13 protein-coding genes are annotated in these 16,060 nt (G+C 65.3%); 4 read left to right on the top strand and 9 right to left on the bottom strand.

Annotated features, from left to right (window positions below; translation table 11 throughout):
* Positions 1-12: 12 nt before the first annotated feature.
* The 4 genes from CWS35_RS21400 to CWS35_RS21385 all read right to left on the bottom strand — a co-directional run bounded on the left by CWS35_RS21400 (position 13) and on the right by CWS35_RS21385 (position 5,008).
* Positions 13-798 carry an aldo/keto reductase gene (locus tag CWS35_RS21400; RefSeq protein WP_100953581.1) on the bottom strand — a complete coding sequence of 262 codons (786 nt, stop codon included), beginning with the start codon at positions 796-798 and terminating at the stop codon, positions 13-15.
* 72 nt (positions 799-870) lie between these two features.
* Entirely contained in the window at positions 871-2,202 is a 1,332-nt protein-coding gene (locus CWS35_RS21395; RefSeq protein WP_100953579.1) for a cytochrome-c peroxidase, read from the bottom strand.
* 24 nt (positions 2,203-2,226) lie between these two features.
* Entirely contained in the window at positions 2,227-3,918 is a 1,692-nt protein-coding gene (locus CWS35_RS21390) for a phospholipase C (RefSeq protein ID WP_100953577.1), read from the bottom strand.
* Between the two features lie 184 nt (positions 3,919-4,102).
* Positions 4,103-5,008, bottom strand: a complete 906-nt coding sequence (locus CWS35_RS21385) for an AraC family transcriptional regulator (RefSeq protein ID WP_100953575.1) — start codon at positions 5,006-5,008, stop codon at positions 4,103-4,105.
* A 103-nt stretch (positions 5,009-5,111) separates the two neighbouring features.
* Here CWS35_RS21385 and CWS35_RS21380 point away from each other — a divergent pair, with 103 nt between their 5' ends.
* Together CWS35_RS21380 and CWS35_RS21375 are read left to right on the top strand one after the other, a co-directional pair.
* Positions 5,112-5,861 carry an SDR family oxidoreductase gene (locus CWS35_RS21380; protein ID WP_100953573.1) on the top strand — a complete coding sequence of 250 codons (750 nt, stop codon included), beginning with the start codon at positions 5,112-5,114 and terminating at the stop codon, positions 5,859-5,861.
* 13 nt (positions 5,862-5,874) lie between these two features.
* Positions 5,875-6,645: an SDR family NAD(P)-dependent oxidoreductase gene (locus tag CWS35_RS21375; RefSeq protein ID WP_245438610.1), complete on the top strand. Its 771-nt coding sequence runs from the start codon at positions 5,875-5,877 to the stop codon at positions 6,643-6,645.
* Positions 6,646-6,655: 10 nt separating this feature from the next.
* Here CWS35_RS21375 and fdhF read toward each other — a convergent pair whose 3' ends face one another.
* From fdhF to glp, 3 genes are all read right to left on the bottom strand, one after another.
* Positions 6,656-9,421 (bottom strand): formate dehydrogenase subunit alpha, encoded by a 2,766-nt coding sequence (gene fdhF, locus CWS35_RS21370; RefSeq protein WP_100953571.1) that lies wholly within the window; start codon positions 9,419-9,421, stop codon positions 6,656-6,658.
* Complete coding sequence (locus CWS35_RS21365; RefSeq protein WP_100953569.1) at positions 9,418-11,121, bottom strand: NADH-ubiquinone oxidoreductase-F iron-sulfur binding region domain-containing protein; 1,704 nt, start codon at positions 11,119-11,121, stop codon at positions 9,418-9,420. The genes fdhF and CWS35_RS21365 overlap by 4 nt, the downstream gene beginning before the upstream one ends.
* 159 nt (positions 11,122-11,280) lie before the next feature.
* Positions 11,281-12,534 (bottom strand): gephyrin-like molybdotransferase Glp, encoded by a 1,254-nt coding sequence (gene glp, locus CWS35_RS21360; RefSeq protein WP_100953568.1) that lies wholly within the window; start codon positions 12,532-12,534, stop codon positions 11,281-11,283.
* A 149-nt stretch (positions 12,535-12,683) separates the two neighbouring features.
* Here glp and CWS35_RS21355 point away from each other — a divergent pair, with 149 nt between their 5' ends.
* Positions 12,684-13,568 carry a formate dehydrogenase accessory sulfurtransferase FdhD gene (locus CWS35_RS21355; RefSeq protein WP_100953566.1) on the top strand — a complete coding sequence of 295 codons (885 nt, stop codon included), beginning with the start codon at positions 12,684-12,686 and terminating at the stop codon, positions 13,566-13,568.
* Complete coding sequence (gene mobA, locus CWS35_RS21350) at positions 13,561-14,178, top strand: molybdenum cofactor guanylyltransferase MobA (protein ID WP_168226357.1); 618 nt, start codon at positions 13,561-13,563, stop codon at positions 14,176-14,178. Before CWS35_RS21355 ends, mobA begins: the two co-directional genes overlap by 8 nt.
* 42 nt (positions 14,179-14,220) lie before the next feature.
* Here mobA and CWS35_RS21345 read toward each other — a convergent pair whose 3' ends face one another.
* On the bottom strand, positions 14,221-14,931 hold the full coding sequence (locus CWS35_RS21345; protein WP_210202716.1) for a hypothetical protein: 711 nt from the start codon (positions 14,929-14,931) through the stop codon (positions 14,221-14,223).
* A 226-nt stretch (positions 14,932-15,157) separates the two neighbouring features.
* Positions 15,158-16,042: an alpha/beta fold hydrolase gene (locus CWS35_RS21340; protein WP_100953562.1), complete on the bottom strand. Its 885-nt coding sequence runs from the start codon at positions 16,040-16,042 to the stop codon at positions 15,158-15,160.
* Positions 16,043-16,060 lie beyond the last annotated feature (18 nt).

Here is a 16,060-nt window from a genome sequence, read left to right as displayed (position 1 = left end):
CCCCGTCGGCTATCATCGTGAGACGGCGCCGGACATCGCCGAAATCTCGTGCATGTCCTCATCCGACAGCTCGAAACCGAAGACGTCGAGGTTCTCCTGAAGCCGCTCCAGCTTCGAGGTGCGCGGGATCGCGGACACATTCTGCTGCACCAGCCAACGCAGGCAGACCTGGGCAGCGGTCTTGCGATAGCGGTCACCGATCCGCGCCAGTGCCCGGTCGTTCTTGATCCGCCCTTTCGCGATCGGGCTGTAGGCAACGAACGCCATGCCGTGGCCTGCACAGGCCTCCACCACACCGGCCTGGTCGAGATAGGGATGATACTCGACCTGGTCGCAGGCAAGCGGCTCCGGGCATGCTGCCACCGCCTCCGCGAGCAGCGCCGCGTTGAAATTCGAGACGCCGATATGCCGCGCCAACCCGGCCTGCCTGACCCGCGCCAGCGCGCCGAGCGTGTCGGAGAGCGGCACCTGCGGATTGGGCCAATGCAGCAGCAACAGATCGACCTCGGTCATGCGCAGCCGCGCCAGGCTCTCCTTGGCGGAACGTTCGAGATCTTTCGGCTTGAAATGCGTGGTCCAGACCTTGGTGGTCAGAAACACATCGTCGCGCTTGATGCTGGAGGCGCGCAATCCCTCGCCGACCTCGCGCTCATTGTCGTAGATCTGCGCGGTGTCGATGTGGCGGTATCCGAGCCGCAGCGCCTGCTCGACGATGCGGGCGCAGGTCCGGCCGCGCAGCTCCCACGTGCCGAGCCCGATCGCGGGGATTTTGGCACCGTTGCCTTCGACGAGATTCATGCGCCCATTATGCGCGCATGACGCTGACCTGCCAACTCACGTATCGGTTCCGCGGTGGATGGCCGCGGCGGCTCACGGCTCCGGCTGGTAACCGTCGGTCAACGTCTTCAGGAAGGCGATGATGTCGGCTTCATCCTGCGCCGTCATCGCGGGCGTGTCGCCCAGATGGCGCTCGAAGGGCGGATCGCTGACGTCGACATTGGCGTGATATTTTTCCGGCAGATCGTCGTATTTTCGCACCGTTCCTTCGGCCCCGCGCGGATACACCTTCTCCGGATTGGTATCGCGGAAGTTATAGAAATCCAGCACCTGCTCCAGGCTGCGGAACACGCCGTTGTGGAAGAACACGCGGCGCGTTGCGGTGTTGCGCAAGGTCGGCGTCAGAAACATGCCGCAATATTGCGTCTGCTCGGCGATGTCGGTGCGGTACGGGCCGCAGACCCCGAGATCGAAATAATTGGGATCGCGGTTGCTGGTGAGCGTGGCGTTGCGCGGCGCCCCGAGCGCCTCGAACTGATGATCGGTGAACAGTGGCGGCAAGCCATCGCGGGTCGGCGCCGACGTATGGCAGCCGCCGCAATTGGCCTTGTCGGGATCGTTGAACAATTGCAGGCCGCGCAACTCGGCTTCGCTGAGCCGCGCCTTGCCCTCGAGCCAGTAGTCGAACTTGCTGGTATAGGGATGGAAGCTCGGCTCCTCCACCTGATAGCGCGCGACGGCGAACATCGCCTCCGCGACCAGCAACCGCCGGTTATCGAAGATGTGAGCACCGAACAGTTCGGCAAAGCGCGGGGCATAGTCCGCCTGCTTCAGCTTGTCGGCCACCACCTCCATGCTGCCGCCATCCATCTCATTGGGGTCGAGCAGCGGAAAGATCGCCTGGTCCTGTAGCGTATCGGCGCGGCCGTCCCAGAACAGCCCGCCCTGCGGCACGATGTTGACCGCCGCGGCGGACGTCTCGGTCGCGACCTTCTTGGCGCGCGTGGCCTGCTGGCCGAGCGCGGCCATCTGCGCGAGGTCGACGACGTTGTCGTCCTCGTCCTTCTCCGGCCCGATGCTGAAATTCGGGAGACGTTCGTGATAGGTCAGCGATGGCACGGCGCGCGTCCCCTGCCGGGACAGCGCGGGCCCGCCATGCATCACCGCGGCATCATCTGGCGGACCATAGGCGTGGTCCGGGCTGTGACAGGACGCGCATGACAACGCGCCCGACGAGGACAGCGAAGCATCGTAGAAGATCTTCTGGCCGAGTTGCGCCATCGCGGAAAGCGGCGCGACCGGCGGGCGCCTGAGCTGCACCGGGTTGGGGTTCTTCCCCACCAGCTCTTGCGTCTCGACTGCCAAAACGGCGCCGGCCATGCAAAGCAGGCCGGCGCCGAGGAGCCACGAAATGCGGCGGTTCATCTGACGTCCTGTGATCCCAGGGCGTTAGTGGTTGTGGTGATCGTCAGACGGGCTGACGATGACCGTACCCGCGGTCGGATCGAGGAACAGCTTGTTCTGCCGATCGTCGCCGTGATCGAAGTCGAACATGTCCATGATCGATTCGACGCCGTCGTCGAACGAGCCGCCGCCCAGACGCTGGCCGCGCAGCCAATTGTCTTCGACGAAGCGCACGACGGAGGCCTGCGAGATCCGGGTGTGGCTGACGAAGTTCTGCTTGGCGTAGGGCGAGATCAGCAGGAACGGAGTGCGCGTCCCGGGACCGCAGCGACCATTCACCGGCTGGCCGTTGAGGCCCTTCGGCTGCGTCTGCTTGCCGACGCCGAGGCCGCACTGGCCGGGACCGTTGACCTGATCGGCGGTCGGATCATACGAGGCGCTGGTCGGCACGGCATAGGCGTGGTCGTACCAGCCGTCCGAGTCGTCATAGGTCACGATGACGGCGGTCTCCCCCCACTCCGGCTGCTGCTGGAGGAAGTTGATCAGCTCGACGTTGCCGACCTGCTCGTCGAGCGGATCGGAGTTGCCGGGATGACCATCCTGATAGGCCGGCATCTTGATGTAGGAGACGGCCGGGAAATTGCCGGCCTTCACCGCGGCGTAGAAATCCTCGAGATCGTAGCCGTGGTTGGCCGGATCGACCGTCTTGCCGTCGGCGGCATAGGTGTGACCGATCGCATTGGTCGAGCTCGGCCGCAGATGATACGGATTGGCGGTCGACTTGTAGTACTGGAACCAGGCGTGGTGCGGGATGTAGTCCACGATGGTGCCGCCGACAGTGCTGGAGAAGGTGCTGCGCGCGCAGCCCACCGTGCCATTGGTATTCCGGAGCGTGATGTTGAAGCCGCCCATGAAGCTGCCCCAGCTGATGTGTTCAGCGTTGAGCAGGTCGCCGATGTTCTTGCCCGTCAGCAGCATCGTGCTGGTCTTGCTCGAGCAGAGGTCGTAGGCGGGATCGGTGTCGCCGATCAGCGTCAGGCCGCCCTGGCCGTCGGGGACCGACGACGACGTGCCGACGATGTTCTGCACGCCATTGGTTTGTCCGGAGATCACCTCGATCGCGCCCGGCGTCGACGGACCGTAGGTGTCGGTGTAGTTGTTGTCGCTCATGGCGAAGTTCTGCGCGTAATTCCAGAACGCGGTGACGGTGTTGCCGTCGAAATAGCCCATCACCTGACCGTTGGTGCCGAAGGCACCGACGCCACCTGAGGTGCCGCGTCCGGTGTATTTCGGAAACAAGTCGGCCTTGCCGTTGTCGTAGGCCTGCTGCTCGGGCGTATAGGCGTGGTTCTGCGACTTGGTGTTGGCCTGGGTGCGGTCGAGGCGGAACGGATTGGTCGCTCCGGTCCCGTTGGCCGGATTGGTGTTCGGGTTGTTGACCAACAGGTTGGCGTTGGCGAGGTTGTTCACCTTCGGCGTATGCGGCTTCGGCACGAAGGGAATCGAGCCGGTCGGGTTGGCCGCGTTCGGATAGGTCGCGAAGTAATGATCGAAAGAGCGGTTCTCGTTGAAGATCACCACGAGATGCTTGATCGGTGTTGCAGTTTGAATGTCATGCGGATGACGATCATGACCGTTATCGTCTTGAGCCGGCGCCGGAGCGCTGCTCGCGATCGCCGCAGCGATCACACAAAATCCGACCGTTGAAAGGAATTTCGCCTTCACCTGTTGCCCCATTTTTTATTTTGCAGATTTATGACGTCGACATGCGACAGATTATCCATCGCTGGTGACAGGGCTGTGTCGGTTTTGTGCGATCAGTGCATGATCGCGATTGATCGTCATCGCGCGATCGCTTCACGCGTCATCGCTCGCGAACGAATGATGGATCAATCCGCCGATCGGTGACGCAATGCGCGCATCACTGCTCCATCTGTTCGCGCGCATACTGGGTCGGTGACAGTCCGACGTGGCGGGTGAAGGCGACGCTGAACGCGCTGGCAGAGCCATAGCCGACGCGTTGCGCGATTTCGGCGACGCCGCCGTCGCTTCCGCGCAGCATGTTCTTGGCCATCGCCATGCGCCATGCCAGCAGATATTCCATCGGCGCAACGCCGACCGCGCGGTTGAACCGGTCGAAGAATGCCGAGCGCGACAGCGCCGCCTCCTTCGCCAGTTGCGCCACCGTCCAGGCCCGCGCCGGGCTCTCATGCATCCGCCGGATCGCGACGGCGAGCCGTTCGTCGGCGAGCCCGCGCACCAAGCCGGGCGACGCCGCGGTGCCGGCGGCCGAACGCAGCGCCTCGATCAGGAGAACCTCGAGCAGGCGGGCGAGGATCACCTCGCGCGCCGGACGCTGCTCGCGGAATTCGTCGCGGACGAACTGCACGAGGGTCGCGAGCCGCGGCTCACCGCGCACATGCACCAGTTGGGGAAGCAGCGACACCAGCAGGGCGGCGTCCGGCGAGGCGAAGCTGCAATGGCCGATCAGCATTCGCAGATCGGTCGGACCATCCTGATTGCCGATCCTGAACTCGCCACTCGTCAGCGCAACAGGCACTGTCTCGGCGAGCACCGATGGCGGCGCGAGGCTCGACATCGCGACGCCATGCGCCGCGGGGACCAGGATGAAGTCGCCCGAGCGCAGCTCGATCGCCTCGTGGACGTCGACCACGAGGCGGCATCCACCCTCGAGCACCACGCAATAGAACGGCTGACCGGCATCGGAGCGGCGGATATGCCAGGCGCCCGCGCCGACGACGGCCTTCGAGAACCGCGCCCCGGGTTGCAGCAGCGCGACCACCTCCGCGAGCGGGTCGACGACCATATCCGGACTCCTGCAAACGACTTCTGGACCTTCAAATATAGAGCGTCCGGCAACGGACACTTATCGTCTGTGTCAGTCAAATCACTTCCCTTCAAGGCTCCTCATGAAAACCATCTTGATCACCGGATGCTCGTCCGGCTTCGGACTGGAAACCGCGAAATACTTTCTCGATCGCGACTGGAAGGTCATCGCAACGATGCGCACGCCGCGCGAGGACGCGCTGCCGCGCTCCGAACATCTTCGGCTGCTCGCACTCGACGTCACCGATCCCGGAAGCATCCAACGCGTCATCGCGGCGGCGGGGGCGATCGACGCCCTGGTCAACAATGCGGGCTTCGGCGCGGCTTCGCCGTTCGAGGCCACGCCGATGACGACGATCCGCGAGCTGTTCGAGACCAACATGTTCGGCACGATGGCGCTGACGCAGGCGGTGCTGCCGCAGTTCAGGCAGCGCCGGGCCGGCGTCGTCGTCAACGTCACCTCGAGCGTGACATTGAAGTCGATCCCCCTGATCGCATCCTACACCGCGACCAAGGCGGCGGTGAATGCGTTCACCGACTCGATGGCGATCGAGCTCGCGCCGTTCGGCGTGCGCGCGCGCCTGGTGCTGCCGGGACGCTCGCCGGAGACCCGCTTCGGCGACACCGCGCGCACCCGCATGCAGGGCCTCGACCACGACGCCTATGCCGAACTCGTCAAGAGCACCTTCGCACGCTTGACCGAGCCGGGGCCGATCACGCACGCGCGGGACGTCGCCGACGCGGTGTGGCGCGCGGTGACCGATCCGTCGAGCCCGATGCGGATCCCCGCCGGCGCCGACGCCGTGATGTGGGCCGCGGAAGGCCGAAACTAGGATGGAGGTTACCATGCTGGACAAGATCGACGACAAGCGCATCGCCCTGGTCACCGGGGCCAACCAGGGCATCGGCCGCCAGATCGCAAAGGATCTCGTTGGACACCGCCTCATCGTGCTGGTCGGCTCGCGCGATTTCGCACGCGGCAAGGCTGCGGCCGACGAGATCGGCCCTGGCGCGCATGCGCTGCAACTCGATGTCACCGATCAGGCCTCGATCGCCGCGGCCGCGGCGCGCATCGGGGAGGAATTCGGCCAGCTCGATGTGCTGGTCCAGAACGCGGCGATCTCGAACACGCGAAAGCGGCCGGACCAGTCCGTCGCGGACTATGCGGCAACCACCCGTCCGAGCAACGTGGCGCTCGATGAGATGCGCGCGGTGTGGGAGACCAATGTGTTCGGCGTGCTCGCGGTCTACCAGGCGATGCTGCCGCTGCTGCGCAAGGCACCGGCGGCACGCATCGTCAATGTGTCGAGCGGCGCCGGCTCGCTGACGCGCAACGCCGACCCGGCCAATCCGCATCGGCCGATCTTCGGCCCGGTCTACCCCGCATCCAAGACCGCGCTGAATGCGATCACGCTCGCGATGGCGATCGAGCTGGAAGGGACCGCGATCAAGGTCAATGCCGTCTCGCCCGGCTTCACCAGGACCAACCTGAACAATTATGCCGGCACGGAGACCGTCGAGGAAGGCGCCCGCGAAGCGGTGCGGGTCGCCCTGCTCGGCCCCGACGGGCCGACGGGCACCTTCACCCACGCGACGCTCGGGACGCTGCCCTGGTAGTCGCCCCGCCTCACTCCGCGGCGGTCCGGATCTCGATCTTCTCGGCCCGCGCCGCGCAGAACTTGAACTCGGGAATCTTGCCGAACGGATCGAGCGCCGGGTTGGTCAGGAGGTTCGCGGCGGCCTCGGCGTAGCAGAACGGCATGAAGACCATGTTCTCCGGCACGTCGCGGTCAGCGCGCACCTTGACTTCGATCGCGCCACGCCGGGTTTCCAGGCGAATGAAATCGCCGGGCCACAGGTTCTTGCCCCGCATGTCCTTTGGCGACATGAACGCCACCGCCTCGGGCTCGATCTGGTCGAGCACCTGGGCGCGGCGGGTCATCGAGCCGGTGTGCCAGTGCTCGAGCACGCGTCCGGTCGACAGCACCATCGGGTATTCGGCATCGGGCAGTTCGTCCGGCGGGATCACCTTGGCGGGCACGATCTTGCCGCGGCCGCTTGGCGTCGGGAAACCGGTCGTGAAGATGATCTCGTTGCCGGGCTTGTGCGGGTCGTCGACCGGATAGGTTACGGCACCCTCGCGAACCAGCCGCTCCCAGGTGATGTTCTTCAGCGACGGCATCAGTTCCGCCATCTCGGTGAAGACGTCGCCGGGGCCGGCGTAATTCCACGGCAGTCCCATCCGCTTGCCGATCTCCTGGATGATCCAGAGGTCCTGGCGGGCATCGCCCGGCGGCTTGATCACCTGACGCGCCAGTTGCACGCGGCGGTCGGTGTTGGTGAACGAACCGTCCTTCTCGGCAAATGCCGATGCCGGCAGGATCACGTCGGCGTGGAACGCGGTCTCGGTGACGAACAGATCCTGCACCACGAGGTGATCGAGCTTGGCCAGCGCCTCGCGCGCGTGCTGCAAATCCGGATCCGACATCGCGGGGTTCTCGCCCTCGATATACATGCCGTGGATCCGGCCGGCGTGGATCGCGTTCATGATCTCGACGACGGTCAGGCCGCGCTCGGGATCGAGGTCCTGGCCCCACAGCTTCTCGAACGCACCGCGCATGTCGTCGCGCCCGACCGGCTGATAGTCCGGCAGGAACATCGGAATCAACCCGGCGTCGGAGGCGCCCTGCACGTTGTTCTGACCGCGCAAGGGATGCAGGCCGGTGCCGGGCCGCCCGACCTGGCCGGTGATCAGCGCGAGCGCGATCAGGCAGCGCGCATTGTCGGTGCCGTGCACGTGCTGGCTGATGCCCATGCCCCAGAAGATGATCGACGATTTGGCGCGCGCGTAGGTCCGCGCCACCTCGCGCAGCGTCTCGGCGGCAATGCCGCAAATCGGCGACATCTTCTCCGGGGTGAAATCGACGATCTTGGCCTTCAGATCCTCGAAGCCCTCGGTATATCCGGCGATGAACTGCTCGTCGGTCAGCCCCTCGGTGATGATCGTGTTGATCATCGCGTTCAGCATCGCGACGTCGCTGCCGGGCTTGAAGGCGAGATGCGCGGTCGCGTGGCGCGACAGCGTCTGGCGGCGCGGATCCATCACGTAGAGCTTGGCGCCGCGCTTGGCCGCGTTCTTGATATAGGTCGCCGCCACCGGATGGTTGACGGTCGGGTTGGCGCCGATCACCCAGATCACCTCGGCATCGGCCGCGGCCGCGAACGGCGCCGACACCGCGCCCGAGCTCAGGCCTTCGAACAGCGCGGCCACCGACGAGGCGTGGCACAGCCGCGTGCAGTGATCGACATTGTTCGAGCCGAAGCCGGTCCGCACCAGCTTCTGGAACAGGTAAGCCTCTTCATTGGAGCCCTTGGCCGAACCGAACCCGGCAAGCGCCTTGGCGCCCTTCTCGTCCCGGATCCTGACTAGCCCGCTAGCGGCGATGTCGAGCGCTTCCTCCCACGACGCCTCGCGGAAGTGGGTGTAGGGATTGGCCGGATCGACCTGATCGTTGGCATCCTTCCTGACGCCGGGCAGCCGCACCAGCGGCCTGGTCAGGCGGTTGGGATGGTGGATGTAGTCGAAACCGAACCGGCCCTTGACGCAAAGCCGGTTGTGGTTGGCGGGACCATCCCTGCCCTCGGCATAGATCACCTTCTCGTCCTTGACCTGGTAGGTCACCTGGCAGCCGACGCCGCAATACGGGCAAAGCGAGTCGACCTTCCTGTCGGGATAGGTGACGCGGGTCTGCTTGTCGTCGAGCATCACCGCCGGCATCAGCGCGCCGGTCGGACAGGCCTGCACGCATTCGCCGCAGGCCACACAGGTCGATTCACCCATCGGGTCGTCGAAGTCGAACACGATCTTGGCGTCGTGATTGCGATAGGCCATGCCGATGACGTCGTTGACCTGCACCTCGCGGCAGGCGCGGACGCAAAGGCCGCACTGGATGCAGGCGTCGAGATTGACCCGCATCGCGGGGTGGCTGGCGTCGGCCTGCCAGCGCTCCGCCGCCGGGAAGCGGCTCTCGGTGACGCCGGTCTTCTCCGCCCAGTGCCAGAATTTCGAATCCGGATCGTGCGAGGTCTCACGCGCCGGCTGGTCGGCGACCAGCAGCTCCATCACCATCTTCTGCGCGGCGACGGCGCGCTCGCTTGCGGTCTTCACCTTCATGCCGACCGCCGGCGTGCGCTTGCAGGAGGCCGCCAGCACGCGCTCGCCCTCGATCTCGACCATGCAGGCGCGGCAATTGCCGTCGGGCCGGTAATCGGGCGCCGGCGAATAGCACAGGTGCGGGATCTCGTTGCCTTGCCGCTTGGCCACCTGCCAGATGGTCTCGCCGGGATTGGCCTCAACCTGCTTGCCGTCGAGTTCGAATGTGATCCTGGTCATTCGGCAGCTTCCTTGAACTCGTCGGGGAAGTATTTGATCACCGAGGTCAGCGGATTGGAGGCGGCCTGGCCCAGGCCGCAGATCGACGCATCGCGCATCGCCTGGCTCAATTGATCCAGCAACTCCTTGTTCCAGACCGGCCGCTCCATCAACTGCGCCGCCTTCTGCGTGCCCGCGCGGCACGGCGTGCACTGGCCGCAACTCTCGTCCTCGAAGAAGCGCATCAGGTTCAAGGCCGCCAGGCGAACGCTGTCCTGCTGCGACAGGATCACGATCGCCGCCGAGCCGATGAAGCAGCCATATTTCTCCAGCGTGCCGAAATCGAGCGGGATGTCGTCCATCGCGGCCGGCAGAATGCCGCCCGAAGCGCCACCCGGCAGATAGGCGTGGAAGACGTGGCCGTCGGCCATGCCGCCGCAATGTTCGTCGATCAGTTCACGCACCGTGATGCCGGCCGGCGCGAGCTTCATGCCGGGATTCTTCACCCGGCCGGAGACCGAGAAGCTGCGCAGCCCATGCCGCTCGTGACGGCCGTGGCTCTTCCACCAGTCGGCGCCCTTCTCGACGATGTCGCGCACCCACCACAGCGTCTCGATGTTGTTGATCAGCGTCGGCAGGCCGAAAAGCCCGACCTGGAATGGGTATGGCGGCTTGTGTCGCGGCAGGCCGCGCTTGCCCTCGATGCTCTCCAGCAGTGAGGATTCCTCGCCGCAGATGTAGGCGCCGGCGCCGCGCCGCAGGTGCAGCTTCGGGCCGCCGGCGGGCAGCCGTGCGATTTCGCGTTCCAGAATCTCGCGCGCGGCCGGATATTCGTCGCGGATGTAGATGTAGACCTCCGCCGCGTCGACGACGTGAGCGCCGATCAGCATGCCCTCGAGGAAGCGATGCGGATCGGTCTCGAGATAGTAGCGATCCTTGAACGTGCCGGGCTCACCCTCGTCGCCGTTGACGGCCATCAGCCGCGGACCTGGCTCGCCGAGCACCGCGCGCCATTTGCGGCCGGTCGGAAAGCCGGCGCCCCCGAGCCCGCGCAGGCTCGCATCATCGAGCGACTTGAGCAGGTCTTCCCTGGCAAGCTCACCGCTGCGCAGGCGGTCGAGCAGCGTGTAGCCGCCGTCGGCGACATAGGCATCGTAGCCGCTATAGGCCGGCAGATGCATGTGTGTGTCGTCGGCCTTCGCCGCCGCCAGGACGTTGGCGACCGTAGCGTGGTCGACGAAATTGTGCCCGACCTCGGCTGTCGGCGCGGTGTCGCATCGTCCGACGCAGGGCGCGCGCACCACGCGGATACCGGGACCGGCCTTGTCCTGCAATTCCGCGAGCAACCGCTCCGCCCCCAGCATGGCGCAGGTCAGGGAATCGCAGACCCGGATCGTGAGCGGCGGGATGTCTGGCTCGCCCTCCTTCACCACATCGAAATGCGCGTAGAAGGTCGCGGTCTCGAACACCTCGGCGAACGACAGCCGCATCTCGTCGGCGAGTGCGGCGAGATGCGCGGCCGAGATCTGCCGGTACTTGTCCTGAACGAGGTGCAGATACTCGATCAGCAGGTCACGACGACGCGGCTGGTCGCCGAGCAGCGCCTCGACCTCATGCGCCGCGACCGGATCGACCTGGCGGCCCTTCGGCGTCGCCTTTGCCCGTTTCCTTCCCTGGCCCGGATGTTCGAATGGTCGGACCTTGTGGACGTCTTGGCTCATGGAAAACCCGCGAGAATGCGTCTGTTGTCCAGAGTCTAACCGTTGGCATGCCAGTGGCAAGCAGATTTGGAATGAGTCTAGAGTCTAAGGACGAGACGTCGCACGCCGCTGCGCACGCGTTGCCGTTTTCCTATCGATCCCGGTTCGCCATCGGGAGCGCTACAGCAGCGACGCATAGCCGAGGAACCCGACACGGTCGCCGGGCGCGACCTCGACGACGTCCTCTCCCAACTCGATCAGGCCGTCGGTCTCGACCAGCGACGACAACAGGCCCGCGCCTTCGCGAGGAAACTTGACCGCCTCCAGCGCACCATCATCCGCCTTGCGCAGCGAGGCGCGGACATATTCGCGGCGACCGGCCTTCTTCCGATAGCTGAAGGCGGCCCTGACGGGCATCGGCAACAGCAGCGACGCTTGTGCGCCGCACAGCGCCAAAATGGTCGGACGCACCACATGGACAAAGGTGACGAAGCTCGCCACCGGGTTGCCGGGCAAGCCGATGAAAGGGGTGCCGGCAATGACGCCCATCGCGACCGGCCGGCCCGGCTTGATCGCCATCCGCCACAGCACCAGCGATCCCGCGCGCTCGACGCTGGCCTTGACGTGATCTTCCTCCCCAGTCGAGACCCCTCCCGTCGTCAGGATCAGATCGTGGCGCTGCGCCGCCTGCCGCAAGGCGTCCGCCAGTGCCGTGGGCTCGTCGCGCAGAATGCCGAGATCGCCGACCTCGCATCCGAGCCTTCGCAACATCGCCATCAGCATGAAGCGATTCGAATCGAACAGCTGCGCGGCCGTGCGCGGTGAGCCCGGCGCCGCCAGCTCGTCGCCGGTCGAGAACACCGCGACCCGAAGCCGGCGGACTACGTCGAGCCGGGTCAGCCCGTACGCCGCGGCCAGCGCGATGTCCTGCGGACGCAGCCGCGCCCCGGCTTTCAACGCGACGTCACCGCTCCGAATGTCTTCACCGGCGGGCCGCACATTCGCACCTGGCTTGAGCCCGGCCGGCAGCACCACGCGCCCGGCCTCGTCGATGCGGACGTCCTCCTGCATGTACACGGTGTCGGTACCGGCCGGCATCGGCGCGCCGGTAAAGATCCGGACCGCATGACCGGGCTGGGCCACCTCCGCTTCCGCGCCCGCCGCGACACGGCCCTTCAGCGGGACGGCCAGTTCCCGGCCGGGCGGCAGCATGGCGTGCGGAACCGCATAGCCGTCGACGGCGGAGTTGGTGAATGGCGGCAGCGGCAGCGGCGCAGGGATATCGTGCGCAAGGACGCGACCATCGGCCTCGACCAACGGAACCGACTCGGTCTCACCGACCGCCTGGACGCGGGAAGCGATGATGCCAACGGCTTCGTCGACCGACAGCATCGGTCCGCCGAAGGCAAAGCAGTCGTCCGATAGCTGGGCCATCCCGCGATTTCGATCCTTCGTCCGTCAACCGAACCGACGGCGCTTCTCGTTGATATGGGTGGTCCCATCTCGATGAGAAACGCTGTAGTGAAACCCATGCCGTGCTTATATCTTCCTGGCATGGTTGTCATGCCGAAGAGGCGTCCCGCGTGCTCGAGAAAACCCCAGCCCCGCTGATCGTTCCCAATCCGGACGATCCTCGTTTGACCGAGCGCGTCGCGGGGATCGACCAGACCGGCGCCAAGATCGAAACCAGGGTGCCGGTCGAGCGGCCGCTGACGCTGTACCTCAATGCGCAGGAGATCGTCACGATGATGACGATCAACGACTATCCCGAGTATCTGGCGCTCGGCTATCTGCTCAACCAGAACATGCTCCGGTACGACGACGTCGTCACCGAGGTCGAATACCATGACGATCTCCAGGTCGTCGTGGTGAGGACCGAACACCATACCGACTTCGAAGCCAGGCTGAAGAAGCGCACGCAAACCTCCGGATGCGCGCAGGGCACCGCCTTCGGTGACCTGCTCGATGCGTTCGGCAGCGTCGCACTGCCGCAGGCGACGCTGCGGACCTCCTGGCTGTACCAGATGACCCACGCCATCAACACGATGCCGTCGCTCTACCTCGAGGCCGGCGCGATCCATGGCTGCGTGCTGTGCAAGGCGGGAGCCCCGGTCTGCTACACCGAGGATGTCGGCCGTCACAACGCCGTCGACAAGATCGCGGGCTGGATTTACCGGCACGGCGTCGATCCTTCCGACAAGATCCTCTACACGACCGGGCGGCTCACCTCGGAAATGGTGATCAAGACCGTTCGCATGGGAATTCCCATTCTGGTCTCCCGTTCGGGCTTCACCGCCTGGGGCGTCGAGCTGGCACGACAGGTCGGGCTGACCCTGGTCGGCCGCACCCGGGGCAAGCGCTTCCTCGCACTGTCAGGTGAGGATCGCATCGTCTACGATCAGGACCTCGACTATGTCGAGGAGGAATCCGCGCGGCACAAGCGCAAGGGCGAGAACGCCGATGACTGAGATACCCGGCGTGCTGCTCGCGGGCGGTCTGGCGCGGCGCATGGGCGGCGGCGACAAGCCGATGCGCATGATCGGCGGCCGCACCATCCTGGCGCGCGTCATCGCGCGTCTCGAACCGCAATGCGACGGGCTGATCCTCAACGCCAATGGAGATCCGGCCCGGTTCGAAGCCTTCGGCCTGCCTGTGATCGCCGACGGCGTCGCCGACTATCCGGGCCCCCTCGCCGGCATCCTGGCGGCGCTCGACTGGATGGCCGACAACAGGCCACAGGTGAAATGGATTGTCAGCGCGGCGGGAGATTGCCCGTTCCTGCCGCGCGATCTTGTCGCAAGGCTCGATCAGGCGCGCGCCGCGGAGAATGCCGAACTCGCGGTCGCCGCCTCCGGCGACTGGACCCACCCGGTGATCGGGCTCTGGAGCGTGCGCCTGCGCCATGAGTTGCGGCGCGCACTGGTCGACGAAGGCCTGCGCAAGATCGACCGCTGGACCGCGCGCTATCCGCTCGCCACCGTGACCTGGCCGACCACGCCGGTCGATCCGTTCTTCAACGCCAACACCGCCGAGGACATCGCGGAGGCCGAGCGGCTGGCGGTGCTTGACGACGGTTAGGCTGGGACGGCGCGACGATCACGGCTCGATACCAAGGCCGAGCTATTTCGGCTCCGCCAGGCGCCACCTGCCATTGCGACGGTCGATCGACGTCTGGGCATGCCGTTCAGGCGCTCCGAGCGAGGTCGCGTCCAACTTCACGCGGTTGTCGCCGTCCCAGCCGGCAAACTCGTAGAGCCACGGGCTGTCGTCCGGCGTGCGATAGTGCCACTCCCTGAGAGCCGGATCAGCCTTTGTCGGCACAACGTCCATTCCGTTGGGAGGTCCCGAAGGCCCCTCGCCTGAGGCGACGGACGCAAGCCATTGCCTGCTTGGCGAATAATGGGGAGGTGCGACGATCTTGGATTCTTCGCCGCTGTCCGCCCGCACCAGGCGCCAACTCAGACCTTCCCAGTAGTCGAGCTCCAGCAGCAGAATGTCGTGTTCGGGAAAATACCCCGTCAACTGGTATTTGACGCAGTCGCTTGGATCGGCGCTTTGACATATCGCGTCTTCGTTCAGGTATACCCGTGTCTTCCCGTCCCGGAACTTCAGCTCGAGGCTCGAACCGGCCCGGCGGGCGAGTTCGCCGACCTGTGCGAGACAAGCCTTTTCCGAGCGATCAAAGTCGCTGACGCCATTATCGCCAGTGCAGCGACCGTCACGCGATGGACGATCCTGCGGCGGATACGTCGAGTCGGCAACGGCTGCGCGGCCAATCAGCAGACACAAGGCCACGGTCAAAATTGCGAACGGATTAGGGAGAACTTTCACGGTTTACCCAATATTGGCAGCAAGCCAGCCCCACTGCTGAAGCCGAGTAGCGCGTGTGCATCACACGAAAGGTGCTTGTGGTCGATTGCGAGTATCAAAATGCCTGACCACGGTTCTGACGGTGGTTTCGAATTGGCTAACGCAAGAGCCAAGAATTCTGAACAGCCGGAACTTGATGCGCATGACGCACACCCTTCCCGAACGCCAGCGTTGGCGAACGAGCGCGTTAATCCTTCATCCCGGTGATCGAGGCGCTCACCGCGCGGGGATCGCGTTGGGGCCAGCGGCCGCTTTCGACCTGCGACAGGAATTCGCCGACGATGCGGCTGTATTCGTCGGGCTCCTCGATGTTGATGGCGTGGCCACAATTTGGCATCACGGCGAGCGCGGCCGACGGGATGCTCTGTTTCATCAGGATGCCCGGCAGCAGGCACGGCCAGTCCTCGTCGCCGGTGATGATCAGCGTCGGCACAGTGATCCGCTTCATCTCCTCGACCAGCGTGTAGAGCGACGGACGCTCCTTCTGCACCCCCTGCTGGGTGTTGGCCGATCCGACCGCCGAATGCTCGGCCAGCATCGTCTTGAACTCGGCGTGGCCACGCGGATCCTTGTTCTCATACTGCACGCGGGTCGGCCCATAGGCGTAACGTTCGGCGAAGGCCGGCATGCCCTCCTTGCGGATCATGTTGGCGATGACATCAGCCTCGGCGCGGAACGTTTCGCGCTTGTCGAGCTCGGCGCCATAGCCGCAGCCGCCGATGCACAGCGACAGCGCCCGCGTCGGGTGGCGGATACCGAAATGCAGGGTGGCGAAGCCGCCCATCGACAGGCCGACGATATGTGCTTTGGGCGCGCCGATGTGATCGAGCACCGCGAGGATGTCGTCGGCGGCGCGATTTTGCGAATAGGACGAAACCTGCTCCGGGACGTCGGACGGCGGAAAACCGCGCGCGTTGTAGGCGATGGTGCGGAAGCGCTTGCCGAAATACCGCATCTGCGGCTCGTAGCTGCGCAGGTCGCCGGCGAATTCGTGCACCAGGATCACCGGATGACCGGATCCGGTCTCCTCGAAATAGAGCCGTACGCCGTCGTCGGTTGTCGCATAGGGCATGGTGGCCTCCTGCCTTCT

The organism is Bradyrhizobium sp. SK17, from assembly GCF_002831585.1.
In the GTDB taxonomy this organism is placed as follows: Bacteria; Pseudomonadota; Alphaproteobacteria; order Rhizobiales; family Xanthobacteraceae; genus Bradyrhizobium.
This window is presented reverse-complemented; position numbering and strand designations above follow the sequence as displayed.

What these genes read in the sequence shown, in the direction of transcription:
- CWS35_RS21400 (WP_100953581.1), bottom strand. Translation starts at nt 798, where the DNA reads ATGAATCTCGTCGAAGGCAACGGTGCCAAAATCCCCGCGATCGGGCTC.
- CWS35_RS21395 (WP_100953579.1), bottom strand. Translation starts at nt 2,202, where the DNA reads ATGAACCGCCGCATTTCGTGGCTCCTCGGCGCCGGCCTGCTTTGCATG.
- CWS35_RS21390 (WP_100953577.1), bottom strand. Translation starts at nt 3,918, where the DNA reads ATGGGGCAACAGGTGAAGGCGAAATTCCTTTCAACGGTCGGATTTTGT.
- CWS35_RS21385 (WP_100953575.1), bottom strand. Translation starts at nt 5,008, where the DNA reads ATGGTCGTCGACCCGCTCGCGGAGGTGGTCGCGCTGCTGCAACCCGGG.
- CWS35_RS21380 (WP_100953573.1), top strand. Translation starts at nt 5,112, where the DNA reads ATGAAAACCATCTTGATCACCGGATGCTCGTCCGGCTTCGGACTGGAA.
- CWS35_RS21375 (WP_245438610.1), top strand. Translation starts at nt 5,875, where the DNA reads ATGCTGGACAAGATCGACGACAAGCGCATCGCCCTGGTCACCGGGGCC.
- fdhF (WP_100953571.1), bottom strand. Translation starts at nt 9,421, where the DNA reads ATGACCAGGATCACATTCGAACTCGACGGCAAGCAGGTTGAGGCCAAT.
- CWS35_RS21365 (WP_100953569.1), bottom strand. Translation starts at nt 11,121, where the DNA reads ATGAGCCAAGACGTCCACAAGGTCCGACCATTCGAACATCCGGGCCAG.
- glp (WP_100953568.1), bottom strand. Translation starts at nt 12,534, where the DNA reads ATGGCCCAGCTATCGGACGACTGCTTTGCCTTCGGCGGACCGATGCTG.
- mobA (WP_168226357.1), top strand. Translation starts at nt 13,561, where the DNA reads ATGACTGAGATACCCGGCGTGCTGCTCGCGGGCGGTCTGGCGCGGCGC.
- CWS35_RS21340 (WP_100953562.1), bottom strand. Translation starts at nt 16,042, where the DNA reads ATGCCCTATGCGACAACCGACGACGGCGTACGGCTCTATTTCGAGGAG.